Source organism: Paraburkholderia terricola, assembly GCF_900142195.1.
Classification (GTDB): domain Bacteria; phylum Pseudomonadota; class Gammaproteobacteria; order Burkholderiales; family Burkholderiaceae; genus Paraburkholderia; species Paraburkholderia terricola.
This window is the reverse complement of record NZ_FRAB01000008.1, coordinates 102,089-124,678: the sequence shown is the minus strand read 5'-3', so window position 1 is coordinate 124,678 and position 22,590 is coordinate 102,089. Positions and strand designations below refer to the sequence as shown.

Here is a 22,590-nt window from a genome sequence, read left to right as displayed (position 1 = left end):
GCGCGGAAGTTCGCAGAAAACGCATGTGTCAGGAGAGACGGCACGCCAACCCGCGCGAGGACGCAGCAAGGAAGATGTAGCAACGTACAAGGGAAGTGAAAGATGCCGAAGCTTAAAGTAGATGCGAATCGTTATCAACAAGTCTCTAAAAAAACCGGCGATGGCGTGCGCAAGCAATGGCTCGTCGGTGAGGGGCAAGCACGAAGATCGAGCGCGAGGATCAACCGCGATGCGGTCCGACGATGCCGAGCTTCGCAATGCGCCGGTACAAGGTCGCGCGCGAAATACCCAACGCCTGGGCGGCGGCGTTGGGCCGCCATTGATGGCGCGTCAGCGCGTCGACGATCCGGGCGCGCTCGTCGCGCGGGTCGTCCTGGGAGTTGGCGAGTGCGTTGGCGAGTGGCTTCGCGTGCATCAGCGTGAGATTGCTCGCGGTGTCAGGCTCCAGCAGCGCCGCGATATCCGGCGCGACGTGCCGCAACTCCACGCGGGAAGAATCGCAAACCGCGCAGGCGTAGCGCAGCACATTGCGTAGCTGGCGAATATTGCCCGGCCAGTGAAACGCGGCCAGCCGGTCGGCTAGACGCGCATCGAGCGTGAGCACGTGAGCGGCCATCCGCGCTTCCTCGTCGAACACCGCTTCGATCACGTCGCGAATATCCGCGCGCTCGCGCAACGGCGGCATCGCGAGGCTCGCGCCGCTTAGCCGGTAATAGAGATCCTCGCGGAACGATCCTTCGGCGACCATGCCCGCAAGATCGCGGTGGGTCGCGCAAATCACATCCAGATCCACGCGCACGGGCGCATCGCCGCCGAGCGGCACGACTTCGCCTTCGGCCAGCACGCGCAGCAGGCGCGTTTGCAGATTGAGCGGCATATCGCCGATTTCATCGAGGAACAGCGTGCCGGTATGCGCTTGCGCGATCTTGCCGCGCGCGCCGCGGCTGCGCGCACCGGTGAACGCGCCGGGCACATAGCCGAACAGTTCGCTCTCGATCAGCGACTCGGGGATCGCGCCGCAATTCACCGCGATGAACGGCCGTGTGCGCCGCGCGCCCGCATCGTGCAGCGCGTGCGCGAATACCTCCTTGCCGACGCCGGTCTCGCCGAGAATCAGAATCGGCAGCCGCTTGCCGATGATGCGCAACGCCACCGCCGCGTTGCGCGCGATGCGCGGGTCCGCGCTGTGCAGAAAACGGCCGAGCGCGCCGATCGGCGGCTCTTTGCGCGAAGCCGAATGCGGCGATCCCGCGACGCCGTCCGCCACGCCGGCGGTTCCACGCGAGACGCGTTTGAGCGGCGCGCGAATGCGCGCGTACAGCGTCGAGCCGGTTGCGCGCAGACGCAGTCCGACAATCGCATCGGTGCGCGCCACGTCATGCAGATGCACGTCGGAGGTATCGAAGATTTCGTCCATATGACGCGGGCCGTTCAGCGCCGGAATGCATTCGCGCGCCTTGCGATTGGCGGCGACCAGGTTGCCGCATTCGTCGAAGGCGATCAGTATTTCGGGCTGCGCCTCGACAAAGTTGCGGCTCGCGTGGCCGAACAGGATCCAGTGCTGCGTGGTTTGATTGAGGAAGTAGCCGTCCTCGATCAAGCCGGCGCTTTGGCGCACGAGTTGGAACACGAGCCGCTGACTGTCGCGGTTATCCGGCGACTGCACCGCCGACGCGTCGAGCACGCCGATCATCTCGCCGGTCGGCGCGAAGATCGGCGCGGCGCTGCAGGTGAGCGTCGTGAAGGCTGCCCGAAAATGATCGGTCTTGTGCACGGTGATCGGCGCGAGATCGGTCAGCACGTTCGCCACGCCGCAGGTGCCTTCCTCGCGCTCCGACCAGCACGAACCGATGTACAGCCCCGCATGCTTGAAGTCGCCGCGGCGCTCGCGGTCGATCCGGTAATCGATGGTGACGCCGTGCGCGTCGGTGAGCATCACGCAATAGTCGGCCACGCGAATCATGTCGTGCAGGCGCGTCAGGCACTGGCCCGAAGCCCGCAAAAACGCTTCCTGCCTGCCTTGCACCTCGCGCAATTCCGCCGACGTCAGCACACGCGGTCCGATCACGGCGCCGGGATCGAGCCGGTACTGTTCGAACGATCGCTGCCACGACGAGACGAGGCGCGCGGAATCGGCGGGCGCGGGCAGCCTTCCTTCGATGGCGCCGCGCACGCGGTCGATATGCTGGGTCTGCGAAACGTAGGGCATGGTCGGCTCCGGTCGAGCGACGCCAGTGAGTACAGGCTGTTCTTGTAGCACATCCGGCTTCATCAATCACACTGCAATGCAGCACGCGAGACGCGTGAGACGTTCGTCTCACACGCGCTTGAGACGGCAGGTATCACGCCTGTCATGCGTGGCGTTCAGGCGTGGAAAGGTTTTGCGGGTTGTGTGCAGGCCGCGGGTTCGCGTTCGCATCGTCGCAATGCCTGGCCTTGAGACGCCGCCCAGGTTGCGTTGCACGGCGTTTTTCGACGGCGTCGAATACGCGACGTTCGCTTTTAGCCCTTTAAACAAGGCACTTTCCGGCACATTCACTGTTCGCCGCGAAAATTGGCACAGGCCTTGCAGTGTTCTCCGCACGATACAAGCGCCGTTGCTCGAACACGGCGCTTCCAATTACGAGTCCGCGCACGACGCGGGCAGGAGACAAGCCCAGTGCCATCACCCGTCACCGTCGGCGTGATCGCGAACCCCGCCTCGGGTCGCGACATTCGCCGCCTCACCACGTATGCGTCGGTGTTTCCGACCGCTGAAAAAGCCAACATGGTCGTGCGCTTGCTCGCGGGACTCGGCGTGCTCGGCGTGGACCGCGTGCTGACGCTGCGCGATCGGACCGGCGTCGCCGCGTTGCTGCTGCGCGCGCTCGACACGCATGCGGCGGTGGCCGCGCAACAGCGCTGGCCGCAAGTCGAGTTCATCGAGCAGCCGATCAGCGACAGCGTGAGCGACACGCACGCGGGCGTCACGGCGATGCTGAAAGCGGGCGTCGAACTGATCGCCGTGCTCGGCGGCGACGGCACGCATCGCGCGGTCGCCGCGCATTGCGGCAAGGTGCCGTTGCTGACCTTGTCGACCGGCACCAACAACGCGTTTCCCGATCTGCGCGAGGCGACTGTCGCGGGCCTCGCCGGCGCCCTGGTCGCCTCGGGCGCGGTGCCGGCCGAGGTGGCGCTCATGCGCAACAAGCGCCTCGTGGTGCGTTGTGTCGACGGGCCGAATCGCGGTCGCGAGGAAATCGCGCTGGTCGACGTATGCGTGAGCCGCCAACGTTTCGTGGGCGCGCGAGCCGTGTCCGATCCGGCCGATATCGAAGCGCTCTTTCTCACCTTCGCCTCGCCTGACGGCATCGGCTTGTCGTCGATCGGCGGCGCGTGGGCGCCGGTCGAACGCACGGCGTCGCACGGCTTGCATTTGCGCTTCGCGCGGCCTGGCGGAGTCGGTGCCATCGGCGCGATCGGCGTGCCGATCGTCGCGCCGATCGCGCCTGGCCGCGTCGAGCGCGTGTTCATGCGCACCTGCGAGCGCTTCGAAGTCGGCGTCTGGATGCCGCTCGACACCGAGCACGGCACGCTCGCCTTCGACGGCGAGCGCGAAATCGAACTGGAGCGCGGCGACCGTTATGAAATCGCGCTCGACTGGGACGGACCGCTCACCGTCGACGTCGAACGCACGCTGCGTTATTCGGCGTCGCGGCAACTCGTGCGGGAGGTGGCGAACGTGGCCGCGCATCACAAGTAGGGGTTGGTCGGCAAGCAAACGAAGGCTGTTAACTGAAAGGAGACACACCATGTCGGTTTCGAGTGATTTGAGCAAGGACGAACTGCTGAAGGCGTATCGCATGATGCGCACGATCCGCGAGTTCGAGGAGCGTCTGCATGTGGAATTCGCCACCGGCGAAATTCCCGGCTTCGTGCATCTGTACGCGGGCGAGGAGGCGTCGGCGGTCGGCACGATGCTGCATCTGAACGACGCGGATTATGTGGCGACCACGCACCGCGGCCACGGCCATTGCATCGCCAAGGGCGTCGACGTCCACGGCATGATGGCCGAAATCTACGGCCGCAAGACCGGCGTGTGCCACGGCAAGGGCGGCTCGATGCATATCGCCGATCTGTCGAAGGGCATGCTCGGCGCGAACGGCATCGTCGGCGCGGGCGGGCCGCTGATTTGCGGCGCGGCGCTCGCGGCGAAGTACAAGAAGTCGGGCGGCGTGGGCGTGTGCTTTTTCGGCGACGGCGCGTCGAATCAGGGCGTGATTTTCGAGTCGATGAATCTGGCTTCGGTATGGCGCCTGCCGGCGATTTTCGTCGCGGAGAACAACGGTTATGCGGAAGCGACTTCGTCGACGTGGTCGGTGGCGACCGACAACATCGCGGATCGCGCGAGCGGCTTCGGCATGCCGGGCGTGATCGTCGACGGTTTCGATTTCTTCGCGGTGCACGAGGCGCTTGGCGAAGCGATCGAACGCGCGCGTCACGGCGGCGGACCGACGCTCGTCGAAGTGAAGTTCTCGCGCTATTTCGGCCATTTCGAAGGCGACGCGCAAACCTATCGCGCGCCGGGCGAAGTGCAAAAGCTGCGCGACGAGAAAGATTGCCTGAAGCGGTTCGAGGAGCGCGTGGTGCGCGCGGAGATGCTTTCGGCGGATCAGTTGCGGGGCGTCGACGCGGAGGTCAAGACGCTGATCGACAGCGCGATGACGCAGGCCAAGGCCGCGCCGCTGCCGACCGCGGAGGACTTGTTGAGCGACGTCTACGTGTCGTATCCCTAACGCACGCGTTGCACATAAGCGATTTGCCAACCTTTTTTTTATGAGACTCGCGACGCGTGGGACAGGAGTAAGCGCTGAAGCGCTAACTCCTGTCGACTCGCTTTGCGTGGGGCCGAAGTAAGCGCTAAAGCGCTAACTCCGGCCGACAGGAGACAGACATGGCACGCAAGATCACATTCTCTCAGGCAATCAACGAAGCACTGAGCCAGGAAATGGCCCGCGATGAAACCGTCATCGTAATGGGCGAGGACAACGCGGGCGGCGCAGGCTCGCCCGGCGAACAGGACGCGTGGGGCGGCGTACTCGGCGTGACGAAGGGCCTCTTTCACAAATATCCGGGCCGCGTGCTCGACACGCCGCTCTCCGAAGGCGGCTATATCGGCGCGGCGGTGGGCGCGGCCGCATGCGGCATGCGGCCGGTGGCGGAGCTGATGTTCATCGACTTCATGGGCGTGTGCTTCGACCAGATCTTCAATCAGGCCGCCAAGTTCCGCTACATGTTCGGCGGCAAGGCGGTGACGCCCGTCGTGATTCGCGCGATGCAGGGCGCGGGCTTGCGCGCGGCGGCCCAGCATTCGCAGATGCTGACTTCGTTGTTCACGCACATTCCCGGCCTGAAAGTGGTGTGCCCGTCCACGCCGTACGACGCGAAAGGGCTGCTGATTCAGGCGATCCGCGACAACGACCCGGTGATTTTCTGCGAGCACAAACTGCTCTACGGCCGCGAAGGCGACGTGCCGGAAGAGTCGTATGCGATTCCGTTCGGCGAGGCCAACGTGGTGCGCGACGGCGACGACGCCACCATCGTCACGTATGGACGCATGGTGCATTACGCCACCGAGGCCGCGCAGAAGCTCGCGAAAGACGGCATCGAGGTCGACGTGATCGACCTGCGCACCACCTCGCCGCTGGATGAGGAAACGATCCTCGAGAGCGCCGCTCGCACGGGGCGCGTGGTGGTGGTCGACGAAGCGAATCCGCGTTGCTCTATCGCGACCGACATCTCCGCGCTGATTGCGCAGCGCGCGTTTCACTCGCTGAAGGCGCCGATCGAAATGGTCACCGCGCCGCATACGCCCACGCCGTTTGCCGGCGTGCTCGAAGACATGTATATCCCGTCGGCGCAGCAGATCGCCGAAGCCGTTCTGAAAGTGAGAGGTTAAGCGATGCCGATTCATATGATCACGATGCCCAAATGGGGCTTGTCGATGGAGCAGGGGCAAGTCAACGGCTGGCTCAAGAACGTCGGCGACAAGGTGGCGAAAGGCGACGAAATACTCGACGTGGAGACCGACAAGATTTCGTCCGGCGTCGAGTGCGCGTTCGACGGCATCTTGCGGCGGCAGGTCGCGCAAGAGGGCGACACGCTGCCGATCGGCGCATTGCTCGCCGTGGTGGCCGACGCGCAAACGCCGGACGCGGAAATCGACGCGGCGGTGGAAGCGTTCCAGCGCGACTTCGTGCCGGCCAGCGCGGAAGCGGGCGAGAGCGGCCCGCAACCGGAGAAGGCGCAAATCGGCGGGCGCACCGTGCGCTATCTGAAACTCGGCGAAGGCGGCACGCCCGCGGTGCTGATTCATGGCTTCGGCGGCGATCTGAACAACTGGTTGTTCAATCACGCGGACCTCGCCGCGCATCGCACCGTATGGGCGCTCGATTTGCCGGGCCACGGCGAGTCCGGCAAGGCGGTCGAAACAGGCAGCGCCGATGAACTCGCGGACAGCGTGATCGCGTTCCTCGACGATCGCGGCATCGACAACGCGCATCTGATCGGGCATTCGATGGGCGCGCTGGTCGCGATGACGGTGGCGGCGAAAGCACCGCAACGCGTCGCTTCGCTGGCGTTGATCGCGGGCGCGGGGCTGGGCGAGGAGATCAACGGCGACTACCTCGCCGGCTTTGCCGAGGGCAGCAGCCGCAATGCGCTCAAGCCGCATCTGATGAAACTCTTTGCCGACCCGGCGCTCGTCACGCGCCAACTGGTGGAGGATATCGTCAAGTACAAGCGGCTCGAAGGTGTGAACGACACGCTGCGCAAGATCGCATCCGAGGCTTTCGACGGCAACGTGCAGCGCACGCGCTATCGCGACCGGCTCGCTCAGCTTGCGCCTCGCACGCTGGTGATCTGGGGCGCCGACGATCAGATCATTCCGGCCGCGCATGCGCAAGGCCTGGAGGGCGACATTCGCGTCCATGTGCTCGAAGGCAAGGGGCATATGGTGCAGATGGAAGCGGCCTCCGAGGTCAATCGCCTGCTCGACGATTTTCTGGGACGTTGATCATGAGCGCCGCACTGCATGGCGATAGCGTTACCGCGCTCGGTCAGCACGGCAAGCGCAGCGGCGAGAAGCTCGCGCGGATTCCGGTGAAGATCGTGCCGGTGTCCGACGGCGAAGTCTTGCCGAAGCCCTCGTGGCTGCACGCGAAACCGATGATGAGCGAGACGGTGGCCGGCATTGCGGCGGTCTTGCGCGAACACCGCTTGCATTCGGTTTGCGAGGAGGCGATGTGTCCGAACATCGGCGAGTGTTTCGCGCAACGCACGGCCACCTTCATGGTCATGGGCGGCATCTGCACGCGGCGTTGTGCGTTTTGCGACGTCGCGCACGGCCGCCCCGCGCCGCTCGATGACGAGGAGCCGCAACGCCTCGCCCATGCGGTCGCGGCGCTCGGCTTGCGCTATGTCGTCGTGACCTCGGTGGATCGCGACGACTTGCGCGACGGCGGCGCCGCGCATTTTGCGCGCTGCGTCGCGTTGTTGCGTGAGCGCATGCCGGGCATCCGGGTCGAAGTGCTGACGCCGGATTTTCGTGGCCGTGTCGAGCGGGCCTTGGCCGCGCTCTCGCAAGCGTGGCCGGATGTCTTCAATCACAACCTCGAAACGGTGCCGTCGCTGTATCGGGCGGCGCGCGCCGGCGCGGATTACCGCGGCTCGCTGCAATTGCTGGCGCGTGTGAAAGAGGCGAACGCGTCGGTATTGACGAAGTCGGGTTTGATGGTCGGCCTTGGAGAAGCCGACGACGAATTGCTCGACACGATGCGCGATTTACGCGCGCATCGTGTCGATATTCTGACTCTCGGCCAGTACCTCGCGCCGTCGCGTTTTCATCTGCCGGTGCGCCGGTATGCGACGCCCGAGCAGTTTGCCGCGTGGCGCGGGGCGGGTTTGAAGATGGGCTTTCGCGAGGTGGTGGCCGGTCCGCTGGTGCGGTCCTCGTATCATGCGGACCGGGTGGCGGACGCGGCTAGCCATGCGTTGATTCGCGAGCAGGCATGAGCCTGGGTCGGGCGCGCCATGTCGCTACCTGGTTTGCGCGCCCGGCACGAGGCGAATGCGTTTTTCGGCGGCGGCTTCCACTGCCGCGCGCGAATAGAGCAAGGGAAAGTACTCGCCGTTGAGCCACATCGTCGCGAGGTCGCGATAGTGCGGACTGTCGGGATCGCCGGATTCGCCCGGCAGATTCACCGCGCGCGAGTTGTCCCAGTTGCCCACGTCGACGATCACGCGAAACGACGGTCCGTTGGTTTGCCGGAAGTCGCTCGCGCGATACGTCGACTGGTTCGGCGTGTACGCGCTGCCGCCCTTGCCGGTGGGGCCGACGTTGAGCTTCGCGCGCATGTCCGCGTCGACCAGATCGGCGAGCGGATGCGCGTTCAGGTTCGTTTGCAGCTTGCCCCATTGCCATTGGCCCGCATCCGCGCCTTGCAGGCTCACCATCTCCGCGTAGGCGTCGCGCAGGCTCGCCAGCAGCACGGCGTCGCGCTTCGTCGCCGCGTTCTCACCGAAGCGCGTCTCGGGATGCTCCAGCGAATCGAGCATGACGGCGGTATCGGGCGCGGCGAACGCCGCCGCCGCGGCCTTCGGCAACACGGCTTGCTTGAAGGCGCGGCCCAGGTGACGGCTGAGCCAGATTTCTTCCAGCGCGGCTTGCGGGGAGTCGGCGCGCATCTGCGCGTCCCAACCCTTCAGCATCGCGAGCGCGGCGCGCGTGTCCGGGTCGTCGCTGGACAGCGGTGCGACGAGCGCAACCAGCCGGCGAGCCGGGATCGATTCGATATCGTTTTGCAAACGCTCGGAATCCTCGATCGACACCTTCGGCAGCGCCTTCAACACTTCGTCGATGCGTTGATGCCGCGAGCCGTTGGTCCATTCGAAGCCGAGCTTGCGCTCGCCATACGAATAGCCGGCCGGCAGATTCATCTCGTTCGACGTGGTGAAGTAGCCGTCGGGCGGATCGTAGGCCGAGGGCATCTCATCGCGCGGCCAGAAGCCGGCCCATTCGTAGCGGCCGTCGCCCGGCACCGGCATCAGGCCGTCCCAGTTGGGGCGCTTCGGCGCGAGACCGCTCGGCACCCAGCCGATGTCGCCGTGCGTATCCGCATACACCTGATTGACGGTCGGCGCGCCCCAGGTCGAGAGCGCCTGCTTGAACTGCGTGAAATTTTTCGCGCGCATGTAGCGCACGGAATCGAAATACGGCGACATGCCCGGCGCGAGCCACGCGGTGCGCACGGCGAATGCGCGATGTTTCGCGTCCTCGGTATAGATCACCGGACCGTGCCGCGTGAACGCGAGATCGGCGACGACGGGCGCGCCGCCCCGCACGTCAATCGTCTCGCGCACGACGCGCATCGGCTCCCAGCGATCCCGATAGCGGTATTGACGCGGATTCGCCGGATTCAATTCGTAGACGTACAGGTCTTCCTGATCGATGTTGAAGATCGTCAGGCCGAACGCGATCGCGCCGTTATGTCCGATCGACACGCCTGGCGCGGACGGCTCGCCGCCGCCGATGATGTCGAGCGTCGGCGTGCTGATCTGCTGGATATAACGCAGGCTCGGCGCCGCATACGCGCGGTGCGGATCGTTCGCCATGATCGCGCGGCCCGTCGCCGATTTCGCCGGCGCGATCACCCAGTTGTTGCTGCCTTCCGTCACTTCCTCGGGGTTGTCCGCGGCGGCGATCACGGTGGCCGATGCGTCGGCGCTTTTCAGCGATTCGCGCGTGATGCGCACGCCTTGCGTGGCAAGGGTGAAGACCTTGAGCACATCGTCGGGCAGGCACGGATCGAGTCCTTCCGGGCTATGCGGCTGCCATGCCGGCTGAAGGCCGAAGCGCACCGAATCGGCCGCGAGCGAACTCTTGCAGGCTACCTTCGCGCGCGCGACCTCGCTTGTCAGGTTGCGCGTGAGGCCGTGGCTGCGAATGCGCACGACGTCGTCCGCGGACCACTTCGCGGGCCAGTAGCCGACCTTGCGAAACTCATAGGGCATCTGGTCGGGATGCGCGGCCAGCCAGTCGATATACGCGTTCACGCCGGCGGCAAAGCGCGAGGCCACCGGTTTTGCGTCGGGCCCGTAGCGTTTCCATTCCGCGTTCATGTCGCCGCGATAGAGAAAGAGACGCGCGGCTTTGTCCTGTTCGACGTAGGCCGGACCGAACACCTCGGCAAGCTGGCCGAGGCCGCGGCGGCGCCACAGGTCGATCTGGAACAGCCGGTCGCGCGCCGCGTTGAAGCCTTGCACGAAGAACGCGTCGCTTTCGTTCGCCGCGAAGATATGCGGCACGCCCCAACGGTCGATCAGGATGTCCGAGGGTCGAGCGAGGCCTTCGAGGGTGATGGTTTCCACGGGAATCTCAGCGGCGCGCGCGGCATGCGCTGTCGCTGTCAGTGCGGTGAATCCTGCGTATGCGATGAGCGCGATGATCTTGCGGGCCGGCTGCATGTTTCCTCCATGTTGTTGCAGTCCCGCCATTCAAAGCCAATTGCACGCGATCCGTCAACACGCCAGGACTTTGGGAATCGCGGACGCGGCACGCCCGTCACTCTGCTATCCGTGAATCGACGAAGCCTGATGTGATGAAGTGGCCGTGACCGTCACGGCTCACTCATCTGGCATGCCTCTTTCGCCGATACGACGAAAATTTCCTTGCTTGACCCGACGGCCACGCGTGACGCTGTTGTGATCTTTACTTCATGATTCTGGTGCGCCAATCACATTTCATCGTTGCAATACGGGCTTTCCCGGTAGCGATGTAACAATCGGCTCGCAGCGCTTGTTATGATTCTCCCAATCGTTGTAGCATAGACGCGAACCAAATCTGTCGGCCGCTGTTGTGCGTCGCGTCACAAATTTCCGGACGTCTCATGCCTGAAGCTCCTTCGTTGTCTTCCTCGGTCATCGCGCTGCGCGGCGGGCCGCTCGTTCATCCGGTGCGCAATCCGGGCACGCCTTTCGACGCATCGTGGCTCGACGGGCTGCGCGTCAACCAGTCCGCGGTCGAACGGCGCACGGCCACGCTCGGCACGCGCCGGACCGTCAAGAAGGATGCGCAGGCGGCGTGGCTGTTGAAGGCCGTGACCTGCATCGACCTCACCACGCTCAATGGCGACGACACCGAAGGGCGCGTGCGCCGCCTGTGCGCGAAAGCGCGTCAGCCGGTGCGCGCCGATCTGCTCGACGCGCTCGGCATCGCGCCGCAGGGCATCACGACGGGCGCGGTGTGCGTTTATCACCGCTTCGTCGCGGCGGCTGTCGATGCGCTCAAGGGCAGCGGCATTCCCGTTGCCGCCGTATCGACCGGTTTTCCGGCCGGGCTGATCCCGCATCCGCTGAAGCTGAAGGAGATCGAGGCTTCAGTGGCGGACGGCGCGATGGAAATCGACATCGTGGTGACGCGCGAACACGTGCTCACCGGCAACTGGCAGGCGCTCTACGACGAAGTGCGCGAGTTTCGCGCCGCTTGCGGCCCCGCGCATCTGAAGACGATTCTCGCGACCGGCGACATCCGCACGCTCTCCAACGTGGCGCGCGCCTCGATGGTCTGCATGATGGCGGGCGCCGACTTCATCAAGACCTCCACCGGCAAGGAGGGCGTGAACGCCACGCTCGATGTGTCGCTCGTCATGGTGCGCATGATCCGCGAGTACCAGGAGCGCACCGGCGTGCCGATCGGCTTCAAGCCGGCGGGCGGCGTGTCGACTGCCAAGTCGGTGCTGTCGTATCAGATATTGATGAAGGAAGAACTCGGCCGCGCGTGGCTCGAACCGGAGCGCTTTCGCATCGGCGCGTCGAGTCTGCTGGCCGATATCGAACGCCAGCTCGAACATCACGTGAGCGGCCGTTATTCCGCTTTCAACCGTCACCCCGTAGCCTGAACACAAGACCGATCCCATGAGCGTAGCCGAGTATTTTTCATCGATGGAGTACGGTCCCGCACCCGAGGACGATCAAGCCGCGCGCGCATGGCTCGCGCAGCACGCAGCGAGCTTCGGACATTTCATCGGCGGCGAGTGGCAGGCGCCGGCCGCTGGCGAGCGCTTCGTGTCGCACGCGCCCGCCACGGGTGAACGGCTCGCCGAGATCGCCCAGGGCGATGCGGCCGATATCGACGCGGCGGTCGCCGCCGCGCGCGCCGCGCAGCCGGGCTGGCTCGCGTTGGGCGGCGCGGGCCGCGCGCGGCATCTGTATGCGCTCGCTCGCATGGTCCAGCGCCATAGCCGGCTGTTCGCCGTGCTGGAGGCGCTCGACAACGGCAAGCCGATCCGCGAGACGCGCGATATCGACGTGCCGCTGGTCGCGCGGCACTTCCTGCATCACGCGGGCTGGGCGCAGTTGCAGGACAGCGAATTCGCGGCTTACGCGCCGCTCGGTGTGGTCGGGCAGATCGTGCCGTGGAATTTCCCCTTGCTGATGCTCGCGTGGAAGATCGCGCCCGCGCTGGCCACCGGCAACTGCGTCGTCTTGAAGCCCGCGGAATACACGCCGCTTACCGCGTTGCTGTTCGCCGAACTCGCGCATCGCGCGGGCTTGCCGGCGGGCGTGCTGAACGTCGTCACCGGCGATGGACGGACCGGCGCGGCGCTCGTCGCGCATCCGCAAGTCGACAAGATCGCCTTTACGGGTTCGACGGAAGTCGGGCGTTTGATTCGCCAGGTCACGGCTGGCTCGGGCAAATCGCTGACGCTCGAACTCGGCGGCAAGTCGCCGTTCATCGTCTTCGACGACGCCGATCTCGACGGCGCGGTCGAGGGCGTGGTCGACGCGATCTGGTTCAACCAGGGGCAGGTCTGTTGCGCGGGCTCGCGCCTGCTGGTGCAGGAAGGCATCGAGGCGCGCTTCATCGCAAAGCTCAAACGCCGCATGCAGACGTTGCGTGCGGGCACCTCGCTCGACAAGAGCATCGATATCGGCGCGATCGTCGATCCGGTGCAGCTCGAACGCATCGAGTCGCTGGTGGAGAGCGGGCGGCGCGAAGGCTGTGCGGTGTGGCAGTCGTCCGATGCGGCGCTGCCCGCGGGCGGCTGCTTCTATCCGCCCACGCTCGTGACCGGCGTGGCGCCGGCTTCCACGCTCGCGCAGGAAGAGATCTTCGGCCCGGTGCTGGTGACGATGAGCTTTCGCACGCCCGACGAAGCGATTGCACTCGCCAACAATTCGCGCTATGGACTCGCCGCCAGCGTGTGGAGCGAAACCATCGGCCGCGCGCTCGACATCGCGCCGCGCCTTCAATGCGGTGTCGTGTGGATCAACGCGACCAACCTGTTCGACGCGGCGGTCGGCTTCGGCGGTTATCGCGAATCGGGCTATGGGCGCGAAGGCGGACGTGAGGGCATTTACGAATATCTGAAACCGCGCGCGTGGCTCAATCTTCCGAAGCGCCGGCCGGTGGAGCGCGCGGCGCATGTCGAGCAACGCGGCGAGCCGTCGAACGTTGCGCTGATCGACCGCACGGCCAAGCTCTTTATCGGCGGCAAGCAGGCGCGCCCGGATAGCGGGTATTCGCTGCCGGTGTACGCGCCGGATGGAACGCCCGTGGGCGAAGTGGGCGAGGGCAATCGCAAGGACATTCGCAACGCGGTCGAAGCGGCACGCGCGGCGCAGAAGTGGTCGCAGGCGAGCACGCATAACCGCGCCCAGGTGCTGTACTACCTGGCGGAAAATCTGGCTGTGCGCGCGGACGAATTCGCGCGGCAGCTCGTCGTGCGAAACGGCGCGACCGAGGCCGCGGCGCGCGCGGAAGTGGAGGTGGCGGTCGCGCGTCTTTTCACCTACGCGGCGTGGGCCGACAAGTTCGACGGCGCCGTGCATACGCCGCCGCTGCGCGGCGTCGCGCTGGCGATGCACGAGCCGCTCGGCGTGATCGGCATTGCGTGTCCCGACGAGGCGCCGTTGCTCGGCTTCGTGTCGCTGGCCGCGCCCGCGCTCGCGATGGGTAATCGCGTCGTGGTGTTGCCGAGCGAGGCGTGTCCGCTCGCGGTCACGGACTTTTATCAGGTGGTCGAGACCTCGGACGTGCCCGGCGGCGTGCTGAACATCGTGACGGGCGAGCGCGCCGCGCTGCTGCCGGCGCTCGCCCGACACGACGACGTCGACGCGCTCTGGTGCTTCGGCAATGCGGCGGATTCGGCTTTGGTGGAACGCGAGTCGATCGGCAACCTGAAGCGGACCTTTGTCGATCATGGGCGCCAGTTCGACTGGTTCGACCCTGCGAGCGAAGGCTTGCCGTTTCTGCGCCAGGCCGTGCAGGTGAAGAACATCTGGATCCCCTACGGAGACTGACCGGGCGTCCCAGGCACTTGAACAACGCGCACGCCAACCAGTAAATGGAGGAGACAACGTGCTGAAGAATCTGGCTCTGCTGAAACACGCCCCTTTCGCAAACGCTCCGCGAGGGACATACGCATGAACGCGCCTCACGAACGAGCGGGACGCGTCGTCATTCTCGGCATCTACGTCACCGATCTGACGTTTCGCGCCGAACGCATGCCGTTGATCGGCGAGACCATCGCCGGCTCGGCGTTCGCGATGGGGCCGGGCGGCAAGGGCTCGAATCAGGCGGTGGCGGCGGCGCGTGCCGGCGCCAAGGTCGTGTTCTGCACCCGCATCGGCAACGACGCGTTCGGCGCGATCGCCCGTGCGACGTGGGCCGCCGAGGGCATCACGGCGCGCGCCTCGGTGATCGACGGCGTGTCCACCGGCGCGGCGCATATCTTCGTCGACGACACCACCGGCATGAACGCGATCATCGTCGCCTCGGGCGCGGCGGGCACCCTGAATGCCGCCGACGTCGACGCGATCGAAGCCGACATCGCCGCCGCGCAAGTGTTCGTCACGCAACTGGAGCAGCCGCTCGCCGCCGCGCGCCGCGGACTCGAGGTCGCGCGCAAGCACGGCGTCGTCACCGTGTTCAATCCGGCGCCCGCGTTGCCGCTCGACGACGGCATCTTCCCGTTGTGCGACTACATCACCCCGAATGAAACCGAAGCCGCCGCGCTCACCGGCGTGCCGATCGCGAACGCCGACGATGCACGCCGCGCCGCCGACGTGCTGCTCGCCAAGGGTGTCGGCACGGTGGTCGTCACGCTCGGCGAGGGCGGCGCGCTGCTGCATTCGGCGACCCAATCGGTGCTCGTGCCCGCGTATCACTGCGGCCGTGTGGTGGAAACGGCCGGGGCCGGCGACGGCTTCACGGGCGGCTTCGCGGCGGCGCTCGCGCGCGGCGACGATGCGATCGCCGCGATGCGTTTCGGCTGCGCGCTCGCGGGCATTTCGGTGACGCGCGCGGGCACCGCGCCGTCCATGCCGACGCTCGATGAAGTGAAGCGGGTACTGAGCCAGTCGGATCAGACCTCACAGGCGCTCTGACCATTCGCGCCGGTTCAAGGAGATCGTCATCATCATGAAGTCCTCGTTGGGGTCCTTGCTCGAGTCCATGTTCGGCGGCGGCAAACCGTTCGCCGACCGGCAACTGAATTTCCTGCTGATCGTCAACGTGCTCGTCGTGCTGGTCGCGACGTGGCTCTCGCGCGGGCAGTTCGTCGATATCGACAATCTGCAATCGATGGGCGGCCAGTTGCCCGAGCTCGGCTTGCTCGCGCTCGGCATCATGCTCTCGATGGTGTCGGGCAATGGCGGGATCGACCTGTCCGGCGTCGGGCTTGCCAATCTGTCGGGCATGGTCGCCGCGTTGGCCGTGCCGCATTTCGTCAACGGCGACGACTCGCCGGTGCTCTATACGGCGCTGTTCTGCTCGATCGTCGTCGTGATGGGACTGCTCGGCGGAATGCTGAACGGCGTGGTGATCGCGTGGCTCAGGCTCACGCCGATTCTCTGCACGCTCGGCACGCAGTTGTTGTTTACCGGCTTCGCGGTGGTGCTCAGCAACGGTGCCTCGGTGCACGTCGACTATGTGGACCCGTTGTCGGCGATCGGTAACGGCACGGTGTTTCAGGTGCCGATCGCGTTCTGCATTTTCATCGCGGCGGTGATCGTGCTGGGATGGCTGCTCAAACGCAGCCCGTTCGGCCTGCGCCTCTATCTGATGGGCACCAATCCCAAAGCCGCGTTCTATGCCGGCATTCCGCGCGCGCGGATGCTGATCACGACCTATGCGATGTGCGGCGTGCTCGCGTCGCTGGCCGGGCTCATCAGCGCGACGCATACGTCCAGCGCGAAATGGGACTACGGCAACTCCTATCTGCTGATCGCGATCCTGATCGCGGTGATGGGCGGCGTGAATCCGGCGGGCGGTCATGGCCGCATCATCTGCGTGTTTTTTGCCGCCACGGTGCTGCAATTTCTGTCGAGCCTGTTCAATCTGCTCGGCGTATCGCAGTTCTTCGGCGATTGCGCGTGGGGTTTTCTGTTGCTGTTGTCGCTGGCGTTCGCGGGCGGTGAGCGGGTGCGGGCGATTTTCGGCTTTGGCGGTGGCGGCGGTGCGGCTGGCGCGAGCGCCGCGCCGAAGCGTTAGCTATCGACCCAACGCCTGCGAACGGTTTCATTCAGTACACGGCGGACAACGAGCCCTGGTTGTCCGCGACCGTGAAGAGGGGCGACATCGAACGATAAAGGAGACATCGCATGAAATTGACTCGACTGGGTGCCGCGCTGGCTACCGGCGCCCTCGCGGTGGGCGTGATCGCCGCCGCGCAGGCGGCAACGAACGAAACGATCGTGACGGTCGTCAAGGTCACCGGCATCAACTGGTTCAACCGGATGGACGAGGGCGTGAAGGAGTTCGCGAAGGAGAACCCCGGCGTGAGCGCGTATCAGACGGGCCCAGGCCGCGCGGACGCGGCCCAGCAGTTGAAGATCATCGAAGATCTGATCGCGAAGAAAGTCACGGCGATCGCGGTGGTCCCCTACGATCCGCCCACGCTCGAACCGGCGCTGAAGAAAGCGATGGATCGCGGCATCAAGGTGGTCACGCACGAGGCCGACAACGCGAAGAACACGATGGTCGATATCGAGGCGTTCGACAATACCGCCTACGGCGCCGGCCTGAACGAGCGCCTTGCCTCGTGCATGCACAGCGACGGCAAGTGGGCCGTGCTGGTCGGTTCGCTCGGCAGCCGTTCGCAGGTGCAGTGGGCGGACGGCGGCATCGGCAACGCGAAGGGCAAGTACCCGAAGATGAACCTGGTCGAACCGAAGCTCGAAACGAATAACGACGGCGAGCGCGCCTATGAAGTCGCGAAGGAAGTGCTGCGCAAGCATCCCGACCTGAAGGGCTTTCAGGGCTCGTCGTCGCTGGACGTGATCGGCATCGGCCGCGCGGTCGAGGAAGCCGGCATGCAGGGCAAGATCTGCGTGTACGGCACCGGCTTGCCGACCGAGGCGGGCAAGTTCCTCGAAAGCGGCGCTATCAACGGCATCGCGTTCTGGGACCCCAAGCTCGCGGGCGAGGCGATGAACAAGGTCGCCAAGATGCTGGTGGACGGCAAAACCGTCGAGAACGGCGCCGATCTCGGCATTCCGGGCTACACCAAGGTTACCGTCGCGAAGGGACCGGGCAAGGGGATCATCGTGCGCGGCCAGGGTTGGGTGAACGTCGACAAGTCGAACTACAAGCAGTATCCGTTCTGATTCCGCTTGTGTCCGTTGCTTCATGTGTCACGGCGTGCCCCGGTGGGCACGCCTCAACTTGCGGCTCGCCATCATGAATCAAGACGTATCGTCATCCGTACAGCCTGAAGCGTCGCGGCCTTTCCTGCAGGTCGCCGGCGTACATAAGCGGTTCACCGGCGTGCATGCGCTGCGCGGCGTGAGCCTGTCGTTCGAGCGCGGGCAGATTTATCACCTGCTCGGCGAGAACGGCTGCGGCAAGAGCACGCTGATCAAGATCATTTCCGGCGCGCAGCCGCCAGATGAAGGCGAGCTCGTGATCGAAGGCGTGCGGCATGCGCGGCTCTCCGCGCTCGAAGCGCTCGCCGCGGGCATCGAAACCGTCTATCAGGATCTGTCGCTGCTGCCCAACATGAGCGTGGCCGAAAACGTCGCGCTGACTTCCGAACTGGCTTTGCATGAAGGCCGGCTCGCCCGCACCTTCGACCGGCGCGAATTGGCGCGCACGGCGGCCCGCGCGCTAGAAGCGGTCGGCTTGCCCGGCGACGCGGAGTTTCAGGCGACGCTCATCGAACAGTTGCCGCTCGCAACGCGCCAACTCGTCGCGATTGCACGCGCGATCGCCAGCGAGGCGAAGTTCGTCATCATGGACGAACCCACGACCTCGCTCACGCAAAAAGAAGTGGACAACCTGATTGCCGTGCTCGCCAATCTGCGCGCGCAGGGCGTGACGGTGCTGTTCGTGAGCCATAAGCTCGACGAGTGCTACGCGATCGGCGGCGAAGTAATCGTGCTGCGCGACGGACAGAAAATGGCGCAAGGCCCGATCGCGCAATTCACGAAAGCGCAGATCAGCGAGTTGATGACGGGGCGCCATCTGTCGAACGAACGTTATCGCGAGGGCGGGCTAGGGCAAGACGTCGTGCTCGACGTGCGCGCTTTTACGCGCGCCGGCCAGTTCAGCGACGTGTCGTTTCGCCTGCATGGCGGGGAAATTCTCGGCATCACTGGTCTGCTCGACTCGGGGCGCAACGAACTCGCGCGGGCGCTCGCGGGCGTCGCGCCGGCGCAGTCAGGGCAGGTGGTGCTCGACGGCAGGCGCATTGCATTGCGCACGCCGTCGGATGCGAAACGCCATCGCATCGGCTATGTGCCGGAAGACCGCCTGAACGAAGGGCTGTTTCTCGACAAGCCGATCCGCGACAACGTGATTACCGCGATGATTTCCAGCTTGCGCGACCGCTTCGGCCAGATCGACCGCGCGCGGGCGCAGGCGCTCGCGGAACAGACCGTGAAGGATCTGCAGATCGCGACGCCCGGCGTCGACAAGCCGGTGCAATCGCTGTCGGGCGGCAACCAGCAACGCGTGCTGATCGGCCGCTGGCTCGCGATCGATCCGCGCGTGCTGATCCTGCACGGACCGACGGTCGGCGTCGATGTCGGATCGAAGGACATCATCTACCGCATCATGCAGCGGCTGTCGCAACGCGGCATCGGCATCATTCTGATCAGCGACGACTTGCCGGAACTGCTGCAAAACTGCGACCGCATCCTGATGATGAAGAAAGGACGCGTCGCGAGCGAATACCGCGCCGACGAACTGAGCGAAGCCGATCTGTATCACGCGCTGCTTTCCGAAGCGGCATAGAGGACGCCCCACCCATGAACTCGCGCCTGAATCCGCGCATGAACCAGCCCATGACCACCCCGACCGTTGCCGAAGTCGCTCCCGAGGTCAAACCGCCGAGCCTGCGGACCCGGCTCGCGCGCAATCCCGAATGGTTTACGGTCGCGCTCATCGTGCTGACGTGCCTGCTGGTCGGCGCGATCAATCCGCGCTTCTTCCAGTTGGCGACGCTGTTCGATCTGTTGCACTCGGCCACCACGATGTCGCTGTTCGCGCTCGGCACGCTCGTCGTGCTGGCGTCGGGCGGCATCGACGTGTCGTTCACCGCGATCGCCGCGCTCACCATGTACGGCATCACCAAGGCCGTGTTCGCGTGGTGGCCCGACGCGCCGTTTGCGCTGATCCTGATCACCGGCGCGCTCGGCGGCGTGATGCTCGGCGTGGTGAACGGGCTGCTCGTGCACCGGTTGAAGGCGCCTTCGCTGATCGTCACGATCGGCACGCAGTATCTCTATCGCGGCATGTTGCTGACGTTCATCGGCACGACGTTCTTCATGAACATTCCGCACAGCATGGATCATTTCGGCCGCATTCCGCTGTTTTTCTATCACACGGCCGACGGGCTGCGCGCGGTGCTGCCGGTTTCGGTGCTGGCGCTGGTGGCGGCGGCGTTCGTCACATGGTGGCTGCTGAACCGGACGATGATGGGGCGCGGCGTCTATGCGATGGGCGGCAGTCTCGCGATTGCGGAGCGGCTCGGCTACAACCTGCGCGCGATCCATCTGTTCGTGTTCGGCTATACGGGCATGCTCGCCGGTATCGCCGGCATTCTGCACGTGTCGAACAACCGGCTCGCGAATCCATTCGATCTGGTTGGATCGGAACTCGATGTGATCGCCGCGGTGATTCTCGGCGGCGCACGCATTACGGGCGGCACGGGTACGGTAGTCGGCACCTTGCTCGGCGTGGTGCTCGTGACGTTGATCAAGAGCGTGCTGATACTGGTCGGCGTGCCGAGCACCTGGCAGAAGGTGATCATCGGCGCATTCATTCTGATCGCGGGGACGCTGTTCGCGTTGCAGCGCAAGCGCTGAATTGTGACGCTGCGCGGCCTGCGCGCTTATTTGCGCTGGCGCAGCGCCTGGCCTTTCTCGGTGATGATCGAATCGAAGTCGTCCACTTGCGAGAAGCGCACCGCCTTCACCACGCCGAACTTGCTTTCGTCCACCACCAGATGCCGTTCGACGGCGCTCGCCATCGCCGCCTGTTTCAGCGCGACTTCGTGAAAATTCCAGCAGGTGACGCCGCGTGCGGCGTCCACGCCGCCCGCGGAAATAAAAGCCTTGTTGATCCCCATGCGGCGCAGCATCTCCAGACTCTCCTCGCCCGCGAATGAGTCGGACGAAGGCACATAGACGCCGCCCAGCAGGATCATTCGCACATTCGGCTTGCGCCGCAGAATCTCGGCGACGTTCAGCGAATAGCACACCACGGTGACATGGCGTTCGACCGGAATCAGCCGGGCAAGCGTGGTGAGCGTCGTGCCGCAGTCGATGAACAGGGTTTCGTTGTTGCCGATCAGCCCCGCCGCAATCGCGGACGCTTCGGCCTTGGCCTGCGCGAAATGGTCTTTTTCTTCTTCGAGTGAATAGCCGGCGGTGTTCGGTACGTCAGTGGCGCTGACGATATAGCCGCCGAGATACGTGAAGCGTTCCGGGCTGCCCGCGATGTCGCGCCGGACAGTCATCTCCGATACGCCCAGCAGGCTGGCGGCGTCGCGCAGACGCATCACGTTTTGCTTGCCTAGCGCGTCGCCGAGGACGCGGAGGCGGTCGGGTTTCAGCATGGAGGTCCTGTCGCGCGGTGCGGTTCGCGCAGTTGGCGCAGTTGGAATTGGCGTTATGTTTTGTTCGACTTGCTGAAAGAATTATAACAAGAGCTCGCCTGCGCGGCGAGCCTGGATTGAAGGTGCTCCGGTGGCGATGCGGTCCCGCTGCTTCGTTGCAAACGGGACCGCCGCGCATGGCGCGATCACGGCGTTCAGTCGAAATCGAATACGTCGAAAATCGAACGCTTCTTTCGTTTATGTCCCTGATAGCCGCTTCGGTGATCGTCATACGAGCGGTGGCCTTCGTATCGCGGCTCACGCTCGCGGTGGTCACGGTGATCGCGGTGATCGCGGTCATCGTCCCGGCTCACGCGCGCGCTAGTCGGCGCTTCGTGGCTTTCCGCATCCTGCGCGATCAGCTTGTCGAGTTCGCCGCGATCGAGCCATACGCCCCGGCAGTTCGGGCAGTAGTCGATTTCGATCGAGCGGCGCTCGGTCATCAGCAGGTCGGTTGTCTTGCAAACGGGGCATTTCATCATGTCGCTCCTCAAAAGTACCAAGAACATCGAACGTCAAACATGGCGGGCCGTTCGATTCGGGGGCGGCCTCCGGCGATAGTCCGGCCAGATCGATCGAGCCGCCCTTCATGCGCGGGCGCAATGCCCGCGCTCAGTGCACGCCTCACTGCTTCGCCACGGCGGCTCGCTTCGCGTGCGCCCGGCGCGTCAGCATGTTCATCGCCTCGACGAACGCGGAGAACGCCATCGCCGCGTAGATGTAAGCCTTCGGGATGTGCGAACCGAAGCCTTCCGCGATGAGCGCCATGCCGATCACGAGCAGGAAGCTCAACGCGAGCATGACGATCGTGGGATTGCGATCGATGAAGCGCGAAAGCGGATGCGCGGCGAACAGCATGGCCATGACCGCGGCAATCACCGCGACGAACATGATCGGCACATGCTCGGTCATGCCGACCGCGGTGATGATGCTGTCCACCGAAAACACGATGTCGAGCACCAGAATCTGGCTGATCGCGGCCCAAGCGGTCATTTGAACCACCTTGCCCGCCGCGCCCTGTGCCTCGTCGGCGGGGGCGACGTGATGGTGCATTTCACGCGTGGCTTTCCAGACCAGGAACAGGCCGCCGCCGAGCAGGATCAGATCGCGCCAGGAAAAGCCGTGGCCGAAGAGCGTGAGGGCAGGCTGGGTCAACTGCGCGATCCACGCGACGGTGCCGAGCAGGGCCAACCGCAGCACGAGCGCAAGCATGATGCCGATGCGCTGCGTGCGTGCGCGCTGCGCTTCGGGCAGCTTGTTGCTGAGAATCGAAATGAAGATCAGGTTGTCGATGCCGAGCACGACTTCCATCACGACCAGCGTGAGAAGCGCCGCCCATGCAGCGGGGTCGGTAACGAGTGCGAGTAGATAGTCCATGGGAATAGGTGATTGAGGTTAAGGAGAATGACGCCGGAATTCGTTGATGATCCGCGTTTTCGTGGTTCGGATAAAC

The 22,590-nt window shown here is 65.0% G+C and carries 17 protein-coding genes; 12 read left to right on the top strand and 5 right to left on the bottom strand.

Translation table 11 applies throughout. The features are described 5' to 3' along the window. Positions 1 to 220 precede the first annotated feature (220 nt). Positions 221 to 2,209: a sigma-54-dependent Fis family transcriptional regulator gene (locus tag BUE39_RS09475; protein WP_073428385.1), complete on the bottom strand. Its 1,989-nt coding sequence runs from the start codon at positions 2,207 to 2,209 to the stop codon at positions 221 to 223. Between the two features lie 450 nt (positions 2,210 to 2,659). Between BUE39_RS09475 and BUE39_RS09470 the strand changes: the two genes are divergently transcribed. The 5 genes from BUE39_RS09470 (at position 2,660) to lipA (ending at position 8,052) form a co-directional block, all read left to right on the top strand. Further along, positions 2,660 to 3,742: an ATP-NAD kinase family protein gene (locus tag BUE39_RS09470; RefSeq protein WP_073428384.1), complete on the top strand. Its 1,083-nt coding sequence runs from the start codon at positions 2,660 to 2,662 to the stop codon at positions 3,740 to 3,742. Between the two features lie 49 nt (positions 3,743 to 3,791). Then, complete coding sequence (locus BUE39_RS09465; RefSeq protein WP_073428383.1) at positions 3,792 to 4,775, top strand: thiamine pyrophosphate-dependent dehydrogenase E1 component subunit alpha; 984 nt, start codon at positions 3,792 to 3,794, stop codon at positions 4,773 to 4,775. Between the two features lie 158 nt (positions 4,776 to 4,933). Further along, complete coding sequence (locus tag BUE39_RS09460; RefSeq protein ID WP_073428382.1) at positions 4,934 to 5,938, top strand: alpha-ketoacid dehydrogenase subunit beta; 1,005 nt, start codon at positions 4,934 to 4,936, stop codon at positions 5,936 to 5,938. Between the two features lie 3 nt (positions 5,939 to 5,941). Further along, the gene (locus tag BUE39_RS09455) at positions 5,942 to 7,054 is read left to right on the top strand and encodes an acetoin dehydrogenase dihydrolipoyllysine-residue acetyltransferase subunit (RefSeq protein WP_073428381.1); all 1,113 of its coding nucleotides are present in this window, start codon (positions 5,942 to 5,944) and stop codon (positions 7,052 to 7,054) included. A gap of 2 nt (positions 7,055 to 7,056) precedes the next feature. Beyond that, positions 7,057 to 8,052, top strand: coding sequence for a lipoyl synthase (gene lipA, locus BUE39_RS09450; RefSeq protein WP_073428380.1), 996 nt, complete (start codon positions 7,057 to 7,059; stop codon positions 8,050 to 8,052). 24 nt (positions 8,053 to 8,076) lie between these two features. Here the strand turns inward: lipA and BUE39_RS09445 are convergent, their stop codons facing one another. After that, positions 8,077 to 10,503, bottom strand: coding sequence for a penicillin acylase family protein (locus tag BUE39_RS09445; protein WP_073428379.1), 2,427 nt, complete (start codon positions 10,501 to 10,503; stop codon positions 8,077 to 8,079). A 422-nt stretch (positions 10,504 to 10,925) separates the two neighbouring features. Between BUE39_RS09445 and deoC the strand changes: the two genes are divergently transcribed. The 7 genes from deoC to BUE39_RS09410 all read left to right on the top strand — a co-directional run bounded on the left by deoC (position 10,926) and on the right by BUE39_RS09410 (position 20,346). Continuing rightward, on the top strand, positions 10,926 to 11,936 hold the full coding sequence (deoC, locus tag BUE39_RS09440) for a deoxyribose-phosphate aldolase (protein WP_073428378.1): 1,011 nt from the start codon (positions 10,926 to 10,928) through the stop codon (positions 11,934 to 11,936). Between the two features lie 16 nt (positions 11,937 to 11,952). Beyond that, positions 11,953 to 14,340, top strand: coding sequence for an aldehyde dehydrogenase family protein (locus tag BUE39_RS09435; protein WP_073428377.1), 2,388 nt, complete (start codon positions 11,953 to 11,955; stop codon positions 14,338 to 14,340). Positions 14,341 to 14,463: 123 nt separating this feature from the next. Next, the gene (rbsK, locus tag BUE39_RS09430) at positions 14,464 to 15,426 is read left to right on the top strand and encodes a ribokinase (RefSeq protein WP_073428376.1); all 963 of its coding nucleotides are present in this window, start codon (positions 14,464 to 14,466) and stop codon (positions 15,424 to 15,426) included. A gap of 34 nt (positions 15,427 to 15,460) precedes the next feature. Then, positions 15,461 to 16,531, top strand: a complete 1,071-nt coding sequence (locus BUE39_RS09425; RefSeq protein ID WP_073428375.1) for an ABC transporter permease — start codon at positions 15,461 to 15,463, stop codon at positions 16,529 to 16,531. A 110-nt stretch (positions 16,532 to 16,641) separates the two neighbouring features. Next, on the top strand, positions 16,642 to 17,646 hold the full coding sequence (locus tag BUE39_RS09420; RefSeq protein ID WP_073428374.1) for an autoinducer 2 ABC transporter substrate-binding protein: 1,005 nt from the start codon (positions 16,642 to 16,644) through the stop codon (positions 17,644 to 17,646). A gap of 73 nt (positions 17,647 to 17,719) precedes the next feature. Continuing rightward, positions 17,720 to 19,273, top strand: coding sequence for a sugar ABC transporter ATP-binding protein (locus BUE39_RS09415; protein ID WP_073428486.1), 1,554 nt, complete (start codon positions 17,720 to 17,722; stop codon positions 19,271 to 19,273). Between the two features lie 14 nt (positions 19,274 to 19,287). Continuing rightward, positions 19,288 to 20,346, top strand: coding sequence for an ABC transporter permease (locus tag BUE39_RS09410; protein ID WP_073428373.1), 1,059 nt, complete (start codon positions 19,288 to 19,290; stop codon positions 20,344 to 20,346). Positions 20,347 to 20,372: 26 nt separating this feature from the next. Here BUE39_RS09410 and BUE39_RS09405 read toward each other — a convergent pair whose 3' ends face one another. The 3 genes from BUE39_RS09405 to BUE39_RS09395 form a co-directional block, all read right to left on the bottom strand. Continuing rightward, positions 20,373 to 21,098, bottom strand: a complete 726-nt coding sequence (locus BUE39_RS09405) for a DeoR/GlpR family DNA-binding transcription regulator (RefSeq protein WP_073428372.1) — start codon at positions 21,096 to 21,098, stop codon at positions 20,373 to 20,375. 194 nt (positions 21,099 to 21,292) lie between these two features. Continuing rightward, positions 21,293 to 21,616 carry a TFIIB-type zinc ribbon-containing protein gene (locus tag BUE39_RS09400; RefSeq protein WP_073428485.1) on the bottom strand — a complete coding sequence of 108 codons (324 nt, stop codon included), beginning with the start codon at positions 21,614 to 21,616 and terminating at the stop codon, positions 21,293 to 21,295. A gap of 145 nt (positions 21,617 to 21,761) precedes the next feature. Then, complete coding sequence (locus BUE39_RS09395) at positions 21,762 to 22,514, bottom strand: TerC family protein (protein WP_073428371.1); 753 nt, start codon at positions 22,512 to 22,514, stop codon at positions 21,762 to 21,764. Positions 22,515 to 22,590: the final 76 nt, after the last annotated feature.